This is a genomic window from Streptomyces sp. NPDC052114 (assembly GCF_040680155.1).
In the GTDB taxonomy this organism is placed as follows: domain Bacteria; phylum Actinomycetota; class Actinomycetes; order Streptomycetales; family Streptomycetaceae; genus Streptomyces.
Genome location: NZ_JBFAWC010000014.1, coordinates 24,505 through 39,824 on the forward strand (window position 1 = coordinate 24,505; position 15,320 = coordinate 39,824).

General features: G+C 69.6%; 16 protein-coding genes. 8 read left to right on the forward strand and 8 right to left on the reverse strand.

The window, feature by feature from the left end:
* The first annotated feature begins 179 nt into the window (after nucleotides 1-179).
* The 4 genes from AB0L89_RS28330 (at nucleotide 180) to AB0L89_RS28345 (ending at nucleotide 3,441) form a co-directional block, all read left to right on the forward strand.
* The gene (locus tag AB0L89_RS28330) at nucleotides 180-842 is read left to right on the forward strand and encodes a helix-turn-helix domain-containing protein (RefSeq protein WP_365146661.1); all 663 of its coding nucleotides are present in this window, start codon (nucleotides 180-182) and stop codon (nucleotides 840-842) included.
* Between the two features lie 451 nt (nucleotides 843-1,293).
* Nucleotides 1,294-1,980: a DUF3159 domain-containing protein gene (locus AB0L89_RS28335; protein ID WP_365146664.1), complete on the forward strand. Its 687-nt coding sequence runs from the start codon at nucleotides 1,294-1,296 to the stop codon at nucleotides 1,978-1,980.
* A 109-nt stretch (nucleotides 1,981-2,089) separates the two neighbouring features.
* Entirely contained in the window at nucleotides 2,090-2,587 is a 498-nt protein-coding gene (locus tag AB0L89_RS28340; protein ID WP_365146667.1) for a nuclear transport factor 2 family protein, read from the forward strand.
* Nucleotides 2,584-3,441: an NAD(P)H-binding protein gene (locus AB0L89_RS28345; protein WP_365146670.1), complete on the forward strand. Its 858-nt coding sequence runs from the start codon at nucleotides 2,584-2,586 to the stop codon at nucleotides 3,439-3,441. The genes AB0L89_RS28340 and AB0L89_RS28345 overlap by 4 nt, the downstream gene beginning before the upstream one ends.
* A 22-nt stretch (nucleotides 3,442-3,463) precedes the next feature.
* On the opposite strand, the gene AB0L89_RS28350 is transcribed toward AB0L89_RS28345, so the two are convergent.
* Nucleotides 3,464-3,862: an ester cyclase gene (locus AB0L89_RS28350; RefSeq protein ID WP_365146673.1), complete on the reverse strand. Its 399-nt coding sequence runs from the start codon at nucleotides 3,860-3,862 to the stop codon at nucleotides 3,464-3,466.
* A gap of 110 nt (nucleotides 3,863-3,972) precedes the next feature.
* Nucleotides 3,973-4,713, reverse strand: a complete 741-nt coding sequence (locus tag AB0L89_RS28355; protein ID WP_365146676.1) for an SDR family oxidoreductase — start codon at nucleotides 4,711-4,713, stop codon at nucleotides 3,973-3,975.
* A gap of 95 nt (nucleotides 4,714-4,808) precedes the next feature.
* Here AB0L89_RS28355 and AB0L89_RS28360 point away from each other — a divergent pair, with 95 nt between their 5' ends.
* Nucleotides 4,809-5,441 carry a TetR/AcrR family transcriptional regulator gene (locus tag AB0L89_RS28360; RefSeq protein ID WP_365146678.1) on the forward strand — a complete coding sequence of 211 codons (633 nt, stop codon included), beginning with the start codon at nucleotides 4,809-4,811 and terminating at the stop codon, nucleotides 5,439-5,441.
* A 68-nt stretch (nucleotides 5,442-5,509) separates the two neighbouring features.
* On the opposite strand, the gene AB0L89_RS28365 is transcribed toward AB0L89_RS28360, so the two are convergent.
* Complete coding sequence (locus AB0L89_RS28365) at nucleotides 5,510-6,304, reverse strand: DeoR/GlpR family DNA-binding transcription regulator (RefSeq protein WP_365146681.1); 795 nt, start codon at nucleotides 6,302-6,304, stop codon at nucleotides 5,510-5,512.
* A 267-nt stretch (nucleotides 6,305-6,571) separates the two neighbouring features.
* On the opposite strand from AB0L89_RS28365, the gene AB0L89_RS28370 reads away from it, so the two are divergent.
* The gene (locus tag AB0L89_RS28370) at nucleotides 6,572-9,469 is read left to right on the forward strand and encodes a BTAD domain-containing putative transcriptional regulator (RefSeq protein WP_365146684.1); all 2,898 of its coding nucleotides are present in this window, start codon (nucleotides 6,572-6,574) and stop codon (nucleotides 9,467-9,469) included.
* 187 nt (nucleotides 9,470-9,656) lie between these two features.
* Here the strand turns inward: AB0L89_RS28370 and AB0L89_RS28375 are convergent, their stop codons facing one another.
* Complete coding sequence (locus AB0L89_RS28375; RefSeq protein ID WP_365146687.1) at nucleotides 9,657-10,286, reverse strand: class I SAM-dependent methyltransferase; 630 nt, start codon at nucleotides 10,284-10,286, stop codon at nucleotides 9,657-9,659.
* On the opposite strand from AB0L89_RS28375, the gene AB0L89_RS28380 reads away from it, so the two are divergent.
* Nucleotides 10,275-11,212 (forward strand): IS5 family transposase gene (locus tag AB0L89_RS28380; RefSeq protein WP_365146690.1). Its coding sequence is split into 2 segments (ribosomal slippage): nucleotides 10,275-10,671 and nucleotides 10,671-11,212, totalling 939 coding nucleotides; the frame shifts between segments, so codons are not numbered across the junction. The two genes, AB0L89_RS28375 and AB0L89_RS28380, sit on opposite strands and share 12 nt — an antisense overlap.
* A gap of 18 nt (nucleotides 11,213-11,230) precedes the next feature.
* Here the strand turns inward: AB0L89_RS28380 and AB0L89_RS28385 are convergent.
* Nucleotides 11,231-11,896, reverse strand: coding sequence for a Type 1 glutamine amidotransferase-like domain-containing protein (locus AB0L89_RS28385; protein WP_365146693.1), 666 nt, complete (start codon nucleotides 11,894-11,896; stop codon nucleotides 11,231-11,233).
* A 126-nt stretch (nucleotides 11,897-12,022) separates the two neighbouring features.
* Nucleotides 12,023-12,790, reverse strand: coding sequence for a phosphotransferase (locus AB0L89_RS28390; RefSeq protein ID WP_365147243.1), 768 nt, complete (start codon nucleotides 12,788-12,790; stop codon nucleotides 12,023-12,025).
* 248 nt (nucleotides 12,791-13,038) lie between these two features.
* Between AB0L89_RS28390 and AB0L89_RS28395 the strand changes: the two genes are divergently transcribed.
* A complete protein-coding gene (locus AB0L89_RS28395; protein WP_365146696.1) occupies nucleotides 13,039-13,524 on the forward strand; it encodes a DUF4232 domain-containing protein in 486 nt (161 codons plus the stop codon).
* Between the two features lie 83 nt (nucleotides 13,525-13,607).
* On the opposite strand, the gene AB0L89_RS28400 is transcribed toward AB0L89_RS28395, so the two are convergent.
* Together AB0L89_RS28400 and argJ are read right to left on the reverse strand one after the other, a co-directional pair.
* On the reverse strand, nucleotides 13,608-14,123 hold the full coding sequence (locus tag AB0L89_RS28400) for a flavin reductase family protein (RefSeq protein ID WP_365146699.1): 516 nt from the start codon (nucleotides 14,121-14,123) through the stop codon (nucleotides 13,608-13,610).
* 21 nt (nucleotides 14,124-14,144) lie between these two features.
* Entirely contained in the window at nucleotides 14,145-15,308 is a 1,164-nt protein-coding gene (argJ, locus tag AB0L89_RS28405) for a bifunctional glutamate N-acetyltransferase/amino-acid acetyltransferase ArgJ (RefSeq protein WP_365146702.1), read from the reverse strand.
* Nucleotides 15,309-15,320 lie beyond the last annotated feature (12 nt).

The following is a 15,320-nucleotide window of genomic DNA, read 5'->3' on the forward strand; positions in this document are numbered from 1 at the left end:
GAGGTGTGGGCCCCTCCGGAGGACGGCCCCCGCTTCGCCTTCGTAGAGTTGTCGGCCCGTCGAAGCCTCCGCCGCTCGCGCGGGCCCCAATGCGCCCATCGCATGGGCCCGCATTGGCATTCGACGTCACTAAATGCCACTATGGCACTACCTGGCAGTTTGGAATGAGGAGTGGCGAGATGGCCGGCACGGCATCGACCAAACGCGGCGGGGGCGGGATGAGCGAGCGGCGGCGGCACCGCATTCGCCTGGAGATCTCACGTGAGGCATGCCGTCTGTTCTGGGACCAGGGTGTGGACGCGACCAGCGGCGACCAGATCGCCGAGGCCGTCGGACTGTCGGTCCGCACGATCTGGCGCCACTTCCGCAGCAAGGAGAGCTGTGCCGAGCCCATCGTGATGGAGGGGGTGAAGCTGGAGATGTCCACGCTGCGCAGCTGGCCCCCCGAGCTCTCGCTCGAGGCCCACTTCCTCGCGGAATCGACGAGGATCGGCCAAGAGCTCGGTCCGGTGGAGGCGGCCGACAGCCTGCTCGCGATGAAGATGATCCGGCTGGCCGACAGCGAGCCGGCCATCCGCACCGCCTGGCTGATGGCCTGCGACCAGGTGGAGCGGGAGATGGCCGAGATCATCGCGCGACGGCTTCAACTCCCGGTCAAGGACACAGAGGTGCGCCTGCACGCCGCGGCAGCCGCTGCCACACTGCGGGTCATCAATGAGGACGTGGGCGCGAGCCTCCTTGACGGCGCCGACCCCCGTCAGTTCGCGGACACCTCCACCCGCATCGCCCATGCAGTCCGCAGAGCCACCGGCGGAGCCGTGGGAGACCCGATCACCGCCTGAAGCCGATCACTTCCTGAGCCGGGCCCGGTCGACGCGCGACGCTCGACGCCGGGACGGCATAAGCGCGTACCGGTCGAGAGTCGGCCGCAGGGCCCCGCACGAGGGCACACTCGACCGCGATCCCCTACTCCCGGAGGGAATCGGCCATGATCGCGGCCCGGTCGGGAGCGCGAGGCCGTCCCGGGAGGTGATCGTCACCGGCGTCATCGGCATCAGCCACCCGGGATCGAGGGCCCCCTGGGCCGGAACAGCCCCCGCATGCACCCCCGCCGTTGCCGCACCAGGCAGGCGAGCCCCGCCCACCGTGCGCCGCCACCCTGGGATCACACGGCCGTGTGATCTGGATCATGAATCTGCGGGTACCTTCGTACGTCACTTAGTGACACACTGACATTCAGTGATGCTGCGAGATCACGTTCGCGACCACGCGAAACCGGAAGAGTCGATCACTGTGCAGACCACCACTCCTCAGGAGGCGGCGACCGCCATGCAGATGAATCAGACGGCAGTTCGGAGCAGGAAGCCGACCGCCCTTGAGCAGGCGGGCGGCGTCGAGGGCCTTGCCTACTCGGCACTGCCCGTGGTGGCGTTCGTCGTCGCCAACAATGTCGGCGGGCTGAAGACGGCGATCATCGTCGCCGTCGCCGTCGCGGCGGCCACCACCCTCATCCGGTTGCTGCGCAAGGAATCCCTCCAGCCGGCGCTGGGCGGACTGTTCGGCGCGGCGGTCGCCGCCGGCATCACCTGGTACACGGGTTCCGCCAAGGACTACTTCCTCATCGGCATCTGGGCGAGCCTGGCCGGCTCCGTCCTCTTCATGGCGTCCGTCCTGGCGCGGTGGCCCCTGGCCGGGCTGATCTGGAACGCGGCAACCGGCAAGGGCACCGTATGGCGCACGGACAGGCGCTCACGCTTCTACTACAACGTCGCCACCGTGGTGCTGGCCCTCATTTTCGGCGCCCGGTTCGTCGTGCAGCAGTACCTCTACGAGGCCGACGAAGTCGGCTCACTGGGCTTCGCCAAGATAGCCATGGGCTATCCGCTGCTGGCCGTGGGCCTACTGGTGGCCGCCTGGGCCGCCCGGGCCTCGGACAAGCGGCTGAAGGCCGTCGGGCTGCTGCCCGACCGGGGCGCCTGACCCTCTTTCACCGCGGGCGGCTGCCGGCCAAGGGGCCCAGAAAGAGAGTTCGGACGGTACGGCACCCTCCCCGAGGTCGGCGAAGGCCGACCGGAACAAGGAGGTTGTGATGACTGAACCACTCGACTCCGCTGCCCGCCGACAGCGCGTCCACGACGTGATGGACCGCATGCATGAAGTGCTCCTGGCGCACGACATGATGGGTTTCGCGGACTTGTGGGCCCCGGACGGCGTCATGGAGTTCCCCTTCGCTCCCCCGGGCCATGCGAACCTGAGCGGCCGCGAGGAAGTGCGGGAGTACGTGCGTTCCTACACCGAGCACGTCGACCTGCGGAGCATCCGTCATCAGACGCGCCACGAGACGACCGATCCGGATGTGATGATCGTCGAGTGGGGGGTGGGCGGGACCGCGCTCGCCACCGGGCGCCGCTACGACATCGATTACGTAGGGGTGATCCGCGTGGGCGACCAAGGCATCGTGTCCTACAAGGACTACTGGAATCCGCTGGCCGCCGGGCACGCGCTGGGGTCCATTCCCCAGATCGTGGCAGCCGTCACCGGAGAGAAGCCCCTCACCGAGATCCTCACCGCGCGGGAGCAGTCATGATCGCCACATCGAGGATCCTGGTGCTCGGCGCCAGCGGAAACACCGGCGGCGCGGTGGCCAAGAGCCTGCAGGCCTGCGGGGTGCCGATACGCACCACCTCGACGAAGGACGTCCGGAGCACCGGTACCGACCACGTGAGGTTCGACTGGTCCGACCCGGGCACCTACGCGACGGCGGTGGCCGGGGTGGACCGCATGTACCTCATCGCGCCGGTCGGCGTGGCCGACCCCGTCCCGCCGGTCGAGGCGTTTCTCGCCGAGGCGCGGCAGGCCGGGGTGCACCGAACGGTGTTCCTCAGTTCATCGGCCGTCCGGACAGGCGACCCGGGGCTGGGACAGGTGGCCTCGCTCGTCCAGTCCGTCATGCCGGAATGGGCGGTGCTCCGGCCGTCGTGGTTCATGCAGAACTTCGTCGGGAGGCACCCGCTCGCGGAAGCGATCCGTTCCTCGGGCGAGTTCGTCACCGCGGCCGGCAGCGGGAAGCAGGCGTTCGTCGACGCCAGGGACATCGGTGCCACCGCTGCTGCCCTCCTCGTCGACGACGCCGCGCACAACAGCGAGTTCTTCGTCACCGGGCCGGAGTCGCTCAGCTACGACGATGCCGCGGCCGTCCTCACCAAGGCGGCCGGCAAGCCGATCCGGCACATCGCAGTCAGCGTCGAACAGCGGGTGCGGCAGTACGTCGATTCCGGCTACCCTGCCGACTTCTCCGCCTCGCTTGCCGGCCTCGACGATCTCATTCGTGCCGGTCAGAACGACTTCGTGGCCGAAACCGTCAACCGGTTCACCGGCCGTCCGCCGCGCTCCCTCCAGGAATTCATCAGCGAACACCGGGACGCACTGCTCACGTCCTGAACGCGGCGGCCTGCCGCTTCGGTCAGGTGACGGCGGCCAACTGCCGCTGCACCGCCTGGGCGTCGATCAGATAGTTCATCTCGCAGAAGCGTCCGTCGCGGACCTTGTGGAAGGCGTATTCGGCATACTCGACCGTCGCGCCGGTCGGAGGTACGCCGAACCACTCCTTCACGGGCGTACCCCAGTTGAAAAGACGGGCCGCCACTCGATCACCGTCGATGGCGACGTCCAGGACCCGCCAGGTGAAGTCCGGTACCGCGTCGGCGTGCCCCTCCTGATCCGCGACGACGTCGTCCCGCGTGACCGGCCGCCCGTTCATGACGAGCGTGTCGTGGATGAACTCGGTCATACGGTGAAACTCATGAGCGTTGAGCGCGGCGATGTAGCGCCGGAAGAAATCGCGCAGTTCGGCGTCAGACATGATTGCCTCTCAGTTCCCCGTTCGGGGTGTTTCCGGATGGCGATGAAGCACGAAGCCCTTTCGCGGTCTCGCCGTGGTGGCCGTCGCTGAAGGCGGGAACCTCGGTCCGGTCAGATCTGGTTCATTCCACCGTCGACGTACAGATTGGCGCCGTAGACGAAACTGCTGTCCGACGAGGCGAGGAAGGTCACGGCGGCGGCGATCTCGTCCGGCTCGGCGACCCGCTTGGAGGGCAGCCCGGCCGCGACGGTCTGCATCATCTCCCCGGCACGATCGCCGAAAGCCGCGTCCCACATCGGGGTGTTCACCGGGCCCGGCGAGATCGCGTTGACCCGGATGCCTCGGCTGCCGAGCTCGTCGGCCCAGGCTCGGGCGTAAGCCCGCACGGCCGCCTTCGACGCTCCGTAGGCGCTCATGCCCGCCGCGCCTCCCTCGGCCGCGGTCGAGGCGGTGAGGATCACCGAGGCGCCGTCGTTGAGGAGCGGGAGGGCCTTCCGCACCGTGAGGAAGGTGCCCTTGACGTTGGTGTCGAAGACCGCGTCATGGATGTCCTCGGTGAGCTCGTCCAGCGTCGCGATGTGGTTGATGCCCGCATTGGCGAACAGCACGTCCAGGCCCTGCCCATGCTCCCTCACGCGCTCGTACAGGCGGTCCACATCGGCCGCGACGCCGACGTCACCGCACACTGCGGTGGCGTTGCCGATGGCGGCGACAGCCTTGTGCAGCTCCGCTTCGCGTCGGCCGGTGATGAACACGTGCGCACCCTCGGCCGCGAGTCGCTTCGCAGTCGCCAAGCCGATCCCAGTAGTGCCGCCAGTGACGACCGCGGTCTTACCCTCGAACGTTCTCATGACGACGACCTCCGCACATTAAAGTACCGATCGGTACTGAAGGGGACCGTAACACCTTCCGCACCGATCGGTACACAAGAGGTACGATCGATTGCATGGAGACAGGCAAGAAGGCGCCGATCGGCCGGCCGAGGGGCTTCGACACCGACCAGGCCCTTGAACACGCCATGCGGGTCTTCTGGGAGCAGGGCTACGACGGAGCCAGCCTCACCGACCTGACCAACGCCATGGGCATCACCCGCACCAGCATGTACGCGGCCTTCGGCAACAAGGAGGACCTGTTCCGCAAGGCCCTGGAGCGGTACACCGAGGGGCCCGCCTCGTACGGTGCGCGTGCCTTGCGGGAGCCGACCGCCCGGCAGGTGGCCACCGCGTTCCTCAACGGCTCCGTCCGGGCCACCACCCGCCCCGGCTGCCCCACCGGATGCCTCGGCGTCCAAGGGTCCCTCGCCGCCGGCGACCCGGGAGGCAATGCCCGCGACGCCCTCATCGTCTGGCGCAACGAGCACACCTCCCTCCTGCGCGACCGGTTCCGGCAAGCCGTCGACGAAGGCGACCTGCCTCCCGGCACCGATCCGGAACTACTCGCCCGCCACCTCATGACCGTGGCGAACGGCATCGCCGTCCAAGCCGCCGGCGGCACCACGCGCAGCGTCCTCCAACAGGTCGCCGACATGACCCTGCGAAGCTGGCCACCGGCCACGGCCCCGACTCGGCCGAGCGCCTGAGCGGGAGAGCCGGGCGCGGGACTCCCGCACGGCGAGCCGACTCCCGCGACCAGGGATCCCACCCGCTGTCACACCCGCAGCACTTCCGGTCCCAGCAGCGCGTAGCGCCGGGCCTCCGTCGGCGGCAGTCGGGTGTCGGTGACGATCGTCTCGAAGGAGCGCGCGTCGGCGAAGCGGCAGAAACTCACCGCGCCGAACTTCGAGTACACCCCGGAGAAGACCCGTCTGCGTGAGACGCGCATGGCCTGCCGCTTGACCGCGCTGACCGTCGGGTCGGGGGTCGTGAGGCCGTGTTCGCGGGAGATTCCGTTGGCGCCCACGTAGGCCAGGTCGATGACGAACTCGGACAGCATCTGGGCCGCCCAGTGGTCGACGGTGGCCATCGTGCCGCCCCTGACCCGGCCGCCGAGGAGCAGGACGGTGACCTTCGGCCTGGCCGCCAGGCCCTGGGCCGTGGCGAGCGACGCCGTGATCACGGTGAGCGGGCGGTCGTCGGGCAGCGCCTCGGCGATCAGCTGCGGGGTGTACCCCTCGTCGATGAAGACCGTCTCGGCATCCCCCAGAAGTTCCGCGGCGGCCACCGCGATCCGTGCCTTCTCCGCGACGTGCATGCCCGTACGGAACTCCAGCGTCGTCTCAAAACCCCTGCTCTCCACCGGATACGCACCCCCGTGCGTACGCCGCACCAGGCCGCGCCGCTCCAACGCGCTCAGATCGCGCCGCACCGTCTCCTTGGACACGCCGAGGTCGGCGGCGATCCCGGTGACGTCGACGGATCCCGTTCGACGCGCGCTGGTCACGATGCGGCGCCGCCGTTCCTCACCCTCCGCAACAGCCGCGCGGCCGATGACCGTGCCTGTCATGTGTGGCCCTCCCCCGTGTCGACTTCAGCCGGGCCCCTGTTCCATCAGCCGGGCCGGCCGTCCTTTGCCCCCGCGCATCACACCTGTACGGGGTGTGCGACCAGCCGGTTCAGTCGGCCAACGGGCACACGTGTCATTCCGGCCGCCGCATCGTCGCGAGCGTAGACGAGGTGGCGTGTCGAAAAGGTGTCGAAAAGAGCTTCGCGGCGGGCTGGGGCCGACGCTGTGACCGGGCGGTCACCACGGGTCCGACTACAGTCTCTGGCTATGCGGTTCACGGTGCTCGGACCGGTCAGGGCATGGCGAGGTGGAACGGAGCTCGCTCTGGGGCCTCCCAAGCAACGGGCGCTGCTGGCGCTCCTGTTGGTACGGGCGGGCTCACCGGTGAGTCTGAGCGACATGGTCGACGTACTGTGGCCGCAGGGTCCGCCCAAGAGCGCGACGAACGTCGTGCGCCATCATGTGGGCTCGCTGCGGCGCCTGTTGAACCCGGAGACGCCGAAGGCCGGAGACGGAGCAGCCGGGGCGGTGGTGCGCTGCTCCGGCGGCTATCGCCTCGACACCCACGCCGACGGTCTGGACCTGCTGGTCTTCCGCCGCCTGGTGGCGCAGGCCAGGCAGGCGGCGAGCGAAGGCTCCCCGAAGACCGCGACGGATCTGTACGGCGAAGCGCTCGCGCTGTGGCGCGGGCCGATCGCCGACGGCGTCCCCGCGGACGTCCGGGCTCATCCGGTGTTCACCGCCGTGGACGAGGAGTGCGTCAGCGCCGTGCGCGACGCCGCCGTCGACGCCCTGGCGGCCGGCGCGCCGGATCGCGTCCTCGCCCCGCTGCGGCGGGCCGTCGCCGCTCATCCCCTGGACGAGCCGCTCCAAGCTCGCCTGGTGCTCGTTCTCGCCGCCGCCGGGCGCCAGGCGGAGGCGCTCGCGACCTACCACGCCGTACGGGACCGCCTGGCCGAGGAGTTGGGCATCGCTCCCGGGCGCGAACTGACGCAGGCCCATCAGCGCGTGCTCGACCAGGACCCCTCCGACGTACGACGATCCGGTACGCCCCTTGGTCCGGACACCGGCGACGCTCCGGACCCGTGCCGCGCCCCGGGGCCCGCCGCGCCGTCCGGACCCCGCACGCCACCGACCCGCCCCGCCCAGCTCCCCGCCGACCTGCCGGTGTTCGCCGGTCGACGCGGCGAACTCGCTCGTGCCGTAACCCTGTTACCCGTGCTCGATTCTCGCGGAGCCACCCCACAGGCAACGGTGCTCACCACGATCGAGGGGATGGCGGGCGTCGGCAAGACGTCCTTGGCCGTGCACTGGGCCCACCGCGTCGCCCACCGCTTCCCGGACGGCCAGCTCTACGCGGACCTACGGGGCTTCGGCCCCGCTGGAGCCGCCGTGGACCCCGGCGATGCCCTGCGCGCCTTCCTCCACGGCCTGGGCGTGCATCCGCGCGACATGCCCGCGGGCCCCGACGCCCAATCCGCGCTCTATCGCAGCCTGTTGGCGGACCGCCGCGTGCTGGTTCTGCTCGACAACGCCCGTGACTCCGCGCAGGTGCGGCCCCTGCTGCCTGCTTCACCCGGATCTCTCGTCATCGTCACCAGCCGCAGCCGGCTCCAGGGCCTGATCGCCGCCGACGGCGCCCACTCCCTCACCCTGGGCCCGCTCGGCGACGCCGAAGCACGCGAGGTCCTGTCCCAGCGGATCGGCGCGCAGCGGCTCGCCGCCGAACCGGCCGCCGTCGCGGCCGTCATCGCCCTGTGCGGCCGATTACCCCTGGCCCTCGCCATCGTGGCGGCGCGCGCCACCGCCGGGTCCGGACTCCCGCTGGCATCGATCGCTGCCGAGTTGCGCGAGGGCCACGGCAATCTGGAGGCCTTCTCCGGCGACGAGGCCGACGTCCGCGCCGTGTTCTCCTGGTCCCACCGGGCACTCGCCCCCGCGGCCGCCCGGCTGTTCCGCCTCCTGGCACTCCATCCCGGCCCCGACGTCTCCCGGTCCGCCGCGGCGAACCTGGCCGCGCTGAGGCCGGGTGAGGCCCGCACGGCGCTGACCGCCCTGACCCGCTCCCACCTCCTGATCGAGCACTCCCCGGGCCGCTACACCAGCCACGATCTGCTGCGGGCCTACGCGGACGAACTCCTCCACGAAGAGGAGAGCGAGGAAGGGCGCCGGGAGGCGCTCGGGCGGCTCCTCGACCACGTCCTGCGTACCGCGCAGACGGCGGCCGACCTGCTCTTCCCGCACCGCGTCGAACGCGAGACGCCGCCTCCGTGCCGCCCCGGCAGTACATCCGAGCCCCTCACGGGACGGGAGTCCGCCGCCGCCTGGCTCACCGTCGAACTCCCGGGGCTGCTCTCCCTGGTCGAACGCGCCGCGACCGTCGGATTCCCCACCCACGCCTGGCAGTTGGCGCTGGCCCTGGAGCTCTTCCTGGACCGCCGGGGCCTCAGGGAGGAACAGATCACCGTGCAGCGCGTGGCCCTGGCAGCGGCCGAGCGCCACGACGATCGGCTCGGACAGGCCCACCTCCATCGCACGCTGGGCTTCGCCCTGCACCGCGTCAGCGCGGACGCGGAGGCCGCGTCCCACCTCGGCCTCGCCCTGGACCTGTTCACCGCCCTCGACCACCGCGGTGGTCAGGCCCGCACGCTGCGCAGCCTCGCCTTCCTGGCCAACAGCCGCGCCTGCCACCAGGAAGCCCTGGACCACTACGCCCAGGCCCTCGCCCACTACCGCGCGACGGACGACGTCAGCAGGCAGGCCGGCGTACTCAACGAGATCGGCTGGACCCACATCCTGCGCGGCGATCACCACGAGGCCCTCACGCAGTGCACCACGGCCGTCGCGCTGCACCAGAAGACGGGGGACATCAACGGCGAGGCCGCCGCCTGGGACAGCCTCGGATACGCCCACCACCATCTCGGGCAGCACCCGCACGCCCTGTCCTGCTACCGCCAGGCCCTCGTCCTCTTCCGGGAGATCGGCGACCGCACCCTTGAGGCGGACACCCTCGGCCACATCGGCGACACACTCCACGAACAGGGCAACCACACGGCCGCACAGTCCAGTTGGGGCCAGGCCGCGGCCATCCTCGGCGAGTGGGGCCACCCGGACGCCGACCACCTGCTGGAGAAACTGCACGACGCGGCGGCGGATCCTCCCTGAGCGTGTCCTACCGCTCTAGCGCGGACCCATGCCGGTCATTCGCTTACCTTCGCCGAGTTCAGCGCTTCGAAGCGGACTTGGCACAGGCACTAGGGGCTGTCTGACAATTCCCGTCGGATCAGCGAGCGTCCGTCGAGCTGGCAGTCCGGATATGCGCCGACATCTGGCGGGTATTGCCGGGCAGGACCTACGAGCGGCGGGCCAGCAGGTGGGCGTCGAGGAAACCCCGTTCAGATGCCGGATCGTGGAGCAGCCGGGCGAAAGGATCGAGCCCGGCATCGGCCAGCAGTTCGGCGAGGCTATCTGCCGGCCAGCTGTAGGCGGGCGCCACTTTGTGGTTGAAGCGGACCGGTTCTTGTCCGTCGGTCCCGAAGAAGGAGACCAGGAGCAGACCATCCGGCGCCAGGACGCGTGCCTGTTCGGAGAGCAGCTCCGGCAGCTCCCCCGGAGGGGTGTGGATCATCGAGTAGTGGGCCAGTACGCCGCCGAGCGCGCCGTCCTCGATCGGCAGGGATTCCATCCGCGCCTCTTGGAAACGCAGCGCCGGATGGGCCCGCTGGGCATGGTCGACCATGCCGGGGGCAAGGTCGAGTCCGAAGGCGTCCAGGCCCAGTTCGTGCAGCATGGCTGTCAGATGTCCGGGCCCGCACCCGACGTCCGCTGCCCGCCTGTTGCCTGTCGCGCGCACCAGTTCGGCGAAGGTGCCGATCATGGCCCGGGAGAAAGGCTGTGTCTCCAGCCGGTCTGCGAACAGCGATGCGTACAGCTCGACGACACCGTCGTAGGCCGTCCTGGTCTCGTCCTGATGTTTTGCCACGGGCAGGACTCTATAGCCGGTCTGATAATTGATCTTGTGGCAGGTCGAGGTGAGTTGACGGATGCGGCATGGGGGCGAATAGAGCCCCTGTTGCCGCAGGTGGGCGGATGCGGCCGTCCGTGGCGCGATCACCGGCAGGTGGTCAACGGGGTGCTGTGGCGGCTGCGGACCGGGGCTCCTTGGCGCGACCTACCCGAGCGGTATGGGCCGTGGCAGACCGTCTACGAGCGGTTCGCCCGCTGGGAGGCCGATGGCACATGGGCGAAGCTGCTGGAGCACGTCCAGGTCTGTGACGATGCGGCGGGCCGGGTGGAGTGGACCGTCGCCGTCGACTCCACGGTCAACCGGGCCCATCAGCATGCCGCGGGCGCCCGTAAAAGGGGGACGTGGACGGGGACGAACTGGAAGATCCGGGCCGCTCGCAGGCGTGCCAGGCAGTCGGTCGGTCTCGGGGCGGGTTGACCACCAAGGTCCATCTCGCCGTCGACGGCCGGGGGCTGCCGCTGTCGATTGTGCTCACACCCGGAAGCGTCAACGACGCCACAGCGTTCGCCGATGTCCTCGATGGGGTCCGCACTCCTCGGGCCGGCACGGGCCGTCCGCGCACGACACCGGACCGTGTGCTGGGTGACAAGGCGTATTCCAGCAGGGCCATCCGCCATCTGCTGAGGCGTCGGGGCATCGCTGCCACGATCCCCGAGCGCCGCGACCAGATGGCCAACCGCCGACGCCGGGGGCGCCGCGGTGGTCGGCCACCCGTCTTCGACACGGAGATCTATCGCGACCGCAACGTGGTCGAACGATGCTTCGCTCGCCTCAAACAGCTCCGTGCGATCGCAACCAGGTTCGACAAGCTCGCGGACCGCTACCGCGCGGGAGTCGTACTGGCCTCCCTGATCCTCTGGCTCCGTGAAGTGGCCAGGTGATCATTTGTCAGACAGGCCTTAGAACGACTTCCAGTGGCCCTCGGAGATCACTTCGACGGCGCCGTCAGTCACCTTGATGGCAGTCTGCTCGTCAATCGCATACGCCGGGCCCCCGATCCCGGCCGCCCACCGTTCCGCCGCGGCCGAGGTGTTGTCCGGACAATCCGGATGATCCAGGTGCGGGAAGATCGAAAAATCAACCACACCCAGCGCACCGTCTCCGCCGGTGGGCGGCCTCCAGCCCACTAACTCCTCCCCGACGCGAGGGGTCAGCACCAGGCTCCCGGCACTGAGTCCCACGTAGACCGTGTCGGGCAGCGACGGCAGGAGCCCAGCCAGCCCCGACTCCCGCATCCAGTGACACAGGTACAGCGCGTCCCCGCCATTGACCAGCAGGACGTCAGCCTCCCGCACCCACGAGGCCCAGAGCACTTCGTCGATGCTGGGCAGCGCCGTCAGCTCCAACACGCCCACCGACTTCCACCCCAGCTCCGTCATGGGGCTGGGCGACCGTCCGCTGATGAATTGCCAAGGCCCGCCTGGATCGGCACCAGGGCCTCCGTACCCCGCGGTGGGGATACAGAGAGCGCTGGACTCGGAGATCGGCTTGCCCAGGAGGTCGACCAGCGCATTTTGGATGCTCGTGTTCCTGATACCTGAGTCCGTGAGGAGAAGCTTCATCATGCCCTTTCCAAGGTGTTGGTCGCGCGCGTCAACAACCAGCCGTTCACCAACGCACCACAGAGCTGCCACCACAGCATGGCCGCATCAGGAACAGGCACTGATCGTTTTCGTTGGCCTCTGGGCCCATCAGTCCAACAAGACAGCCTTGAAAGCCTCGTGATGACCCGTCAGCCACTCCTGGATGCGGTCCCAACGTTTCCAGCCACCACGCTCGGACAGTGCCTGGGCGTAGACGGGGTCACCGGCGGCCACTCGGTCGGTGACGAAGGCCCGGCAGGCTGCGGTGGCCTGTTCGATGACGTCGGGCAGTTCAGCGCGCTCCTCTGGGGAGAGGCCGTAGCTGTCGGCGAGGATCCTCAGTCGCTTCGGGGTATCCAGTCCCGTGGGATGGGAAGCCGCCGCGGACTCGGGATCGAGCATGGGAATCCAGTAGCGGGCGGTCATGGCGACGTCCCACACCGCTCGGCCGGGGGCCGCCAAGTCGAAATCGATCAGAGCCACGGCACGGCCGTCGCGGAAGACGACGTTGTCCGGGCACACATCGTTGTGGCACAGCATCGTCCCTCCCGCCGGGTCGGCCAGGGACCGGGGCCACACGGCACTCGCGTCAACCGCGATGGCCGCGCTGGCGTCGTGCAGGCGCCGCAGCAGGTTGCCCACCGACTGCAACGCGGTCTCGGTCATCACCCAGCGCGGATACGGCGGTAGAGCGACGTCGCCGGGGATGAAGGTCAGCTGCTCGCGGCCGTCCGCGGTGAGACCGACCGGCCTCGGAACGGCGTCGAACCCGCGTTCCGCGAGTGCGCGGAGATGGGCATGAAGTGCGCGCGCAGTGGGCGGCGCCGGGCGCTCCACCAGGGCACCGCGGCGGAAGACCGCGCCCGCGTTCACCATGCCGCCGACCAGGGCTTCGCCCTCTGCCTTCTCGCCCTCAGCCGTCACGTCGATCACGCTACCGTCGGGGCGGCCGCGCGCGGGACGGTTCCGAAATGTGCCTGTACGGAACAGCCCGTGAGGTCCTTCTCCCCTGTGACAGAACGAAGACTTCGCGGGGAACCCCCTGTAACTCGGTGCGAGATACAAATACTTCCGACCGCACGACATCCACCGCACGACCACCGCACCACTTCTGGGGGAACACCATGAAGCACACCCGCATCGCCGCGCTCGCCGCCCTCGGCCTCGCCGCCACCCTCTCGCTCACCGCCTGCGGCGGCGACGACACCACCACCGACTCCTCCGCCAAAGACACCCCGTCCTCCTCGTCCTCCAACAGCGACGCGAAGACGGAGAACGGCTCCGGCACGGACAACTCCCAGGCCGGCAACGGCACATCCGGCTCCGGCAAGGACAGCAAGGCCGGCACCGACGCCGACCACACCTCCAACCCCATCGAACGCGGCCAGGCCCAGCCCCGCATCACCACCCTCAAGCCCGGCGACGCCGCCGTCTTCAACCTCGCCTACGACATCGACCCCTCCGGCAACAGCCTCGCCTCCCCCACCAACATCGAGGTCACGCCCCCCAACGAGACCCACTCCGTCACCCTGGACTGGCCCACCACCGCCGGAGACATCAAGGGCGCCTACACCGACGTCCAGGTCTACCCCACCCACACCACCAACTAGCACCACCACCAGCACCAGCACCCACGGCCGACGCCGACAGCCAACCGCCTTACCCCACAGCGGCCTTGGTCGTCCGGCTCGCGTCACGGCGCGTACGTTCCGTAGCCGCCGCCCAGGAAGACCAGCGGCGGCCCCTGGTCCCCCGTACCCATCGCCCGTACCGAGCCCGTGACGAACCAGTGGTCACCCGCCTCGTACTGCCCGTGCAGGGTGCAGTCGACCCAGGCGACGGCGTCGGGCAGGAGGGGACTGCCCAACGGCGAGCAGCGGTAGGGGATGTCCCAGCGGCCGGGCGACTTCGCGGCGAACGCCTCGCACACGCTCCGCTGTCCGGCACTCAGCACGTTGACACAGAATCGGCCCGCGGCCCGGATCAGCGGCCAGGTCGTCGACGTGCGGGCGGGCAGGAAACCCACCAGGGGCGGGTCCAGGGACACCGAGGTGAAGGTGCCCACGACCATCCCGGACGGGTCCGCCCCGGAACGCCCCGCGGGCGCGGTCACCAGGGCGACTCCCGTGGGACAACGACCCAATACCGTACGGAAATCCGGCGCGCGGTCCGTGTCCGGGGAGCACACGGAATCAGAGGCGTGCGTCATGACGTCACCGGGCCGGCGGAGTCAGGTCGAGTAGTCGGCGTTGAGGCGCACATACCCCTCAGTGAGGTCGCAGCCATAGGCCGTGAACTCGGCGGAGGAGTGCGGGTGGACACCGAGGTCGACGCGGAGGGCGACCTCCGCCTGCTTGAGGTGCTCGGCGACGCGCTCCAGTTCATCGGGGCCCGGGCTTTCCGGATACACCTCCTGGCCCCCGAAGCCGATCGTGACGCGCTCGGGGACGATGTCGAGGTCGTCCTGGCACTTCCCCACCGCCATGGCGACCCGCCCCCAGTTCGGATCCGCTCCGTGCACGGCGGTCTTCACCAGCGGAGAGTTGACCACGGCCTTGGCCACGCGCTTGGCCTGTGCGACGTCCCGGGCCCCGGTGACCCGTACTTCGATGAGCTTGGTGGCCCCCTCGCCGTCGCGGGCGATGTCCTTGACCAGGTCCAGCGCCACGGCTCCCAGGGTCCTTTCGAACTCCACCAGGTCCACCGGGCCCGCGAGGCCGTTGGCGAACACGGCCGCCGTGTCGCTGGTGGACGTGTCGGTGTCGATGCTCAGGGCGTTGAACGTGCGGTCCATGACGCGACGGAAGATGTCGTCCAGTACGACAGGACCCACCTCGGCGTCGGTGCAGAAGAACGTCAGCAGCGTCGCCATGTCGGGCTCCATCATGCCCACCCCCTTGGCGATGCCGACCAGGGTCGCGTCGCCGCAGCGCGCGCGGCGGATCTTGGGGTGGGTGTCGGTCGTCATGATGGCGGTCGCCGCCGCGTCGAAGTCGGCCCCGGGGAACGGCCAGCGCAGCGAGGCGACATGGCGGCGCAGGAGGGGCATGGGGTAGCGGTGGCCGATCAGACCCGTCGAGGCGATCAGCACGTCGTTCGCGTCGGCTCCGATCGCCTCGGCCACCTGGCGGCGGATTTCCTCGGCGTCCTGGCGGCCCCCCGCCCCGGTGGCGACATTGGCGTTGCCCGACAGGACGACGACGCCCCGTGCGATCCGGTCCGCGACCGCTTCGCGGCTGAGCCGGACGCTCGGCCCCGCGAAGCGGGAGCGGGTGAACACCGCGCTCGTGGCCGCGGGCACCTCTGAGGCGATCACGGCGAAGTCCGGACGTGCGTCCTTGATGCCGGCCCGGCCGTGGTGAACAAGGAAACCTTGGGGAGAAGAGGCGTACATCGGCCCGGAGAT

Bases quoted from the DNA above. Each gene is read 5' to 3' on its own strand.
- AB0L89_RS28345 (WP_365146670.1), top strand. From the start codon at position 2,584: ATGATCGCCACATCGAGGATCCTGGTGCTCGGCGCCAGCGGAAACACC.
- AB0L89_RS28355 (WP_365146676.1), bottom strand. From the start codon at position 4,713: ATGAGAACGTTCGAGGGTAAGACCGCGGTCGTCACTGGCGGCACTACT.
- AB0L89_RS28390 (WP_365147243.1), bottom strand. From the start codon at position 12,790: ATGGTGAACGCGGGCGCGGTCTTCCGCCGCGGTGCCCTGGTGGAGCGC.
- AB0L89_RS28340 (WP_365146667.1), top strand. From the start codon at position 2,090: ATGACTGAACCACTCGACTCCGCTGCCCGCCGACAGCGCGTCCACGAC.
- AB0L89_RS28330 (WP_365146661.1), top strand. From the start codon at position 180: ATGGCCGGCACGGCATCGACCAAACGCGGCGGGGGCGGGATGAGCGAG.
- AB0L89_RS28370 (WP_365146684.1), top strand. From the start codon at position 6,572: ATGCGGTTCACGGTGCTCGGACCGGTCAGGGCATGGCGAGGTGGAACG.
- AB0L89_RS28365 (WP_365146681.1), bottom strand. From the start codon at position 6,304: ATGACAGGCACGGTCATCGGCCGCGCGGCTGTTGCGGAGGGTGAGGAA.
- argJ (WP_365146702.1), bottom strand. From the start codon at position 15,308: ATGTACGCCTCTTCTCCCCAAGGTTTCCTTGTTCACCACGGCCGGGCC.
- AB0L89_RS28360 (WP_365146678.1), top strand. From the start codon at position 4,809: ATGGAGACAGGCAAGAAGGCGCCGATCGGCCGGCCGAGGGGCTTCGAC.
- AB0L89_RS28395 (WP_365146696.1), top strand. From the start codon at position 13,039: ATGAAGCACACCCGCATCGCCGCGCTCGCCGCCCTCGGCCTCGCCGCC.
- AB0L89_RS28385 (WP_365146693.1), bottom strand. From the start codon at position 11,896: ATGATGAAGCTTCTCCTCACGGACTCAGGTATCAGGAACACGAGCATC.
- AB0L89_RS28400 (WP_365146699.1), bottom strand. From the start codon at position 14,123: ATGACGCACGCCTCTGATTCCGTGTGCTCCCCGGACACGGACCGCGCG.
- AB0L89_RS28350 (WP_365146673.1), bottom strand. From the start codon at position 3,862: ATGTCTGACGCCGAACTGCGCGATTTCTTCCGGCGCTACATCGCCGCG.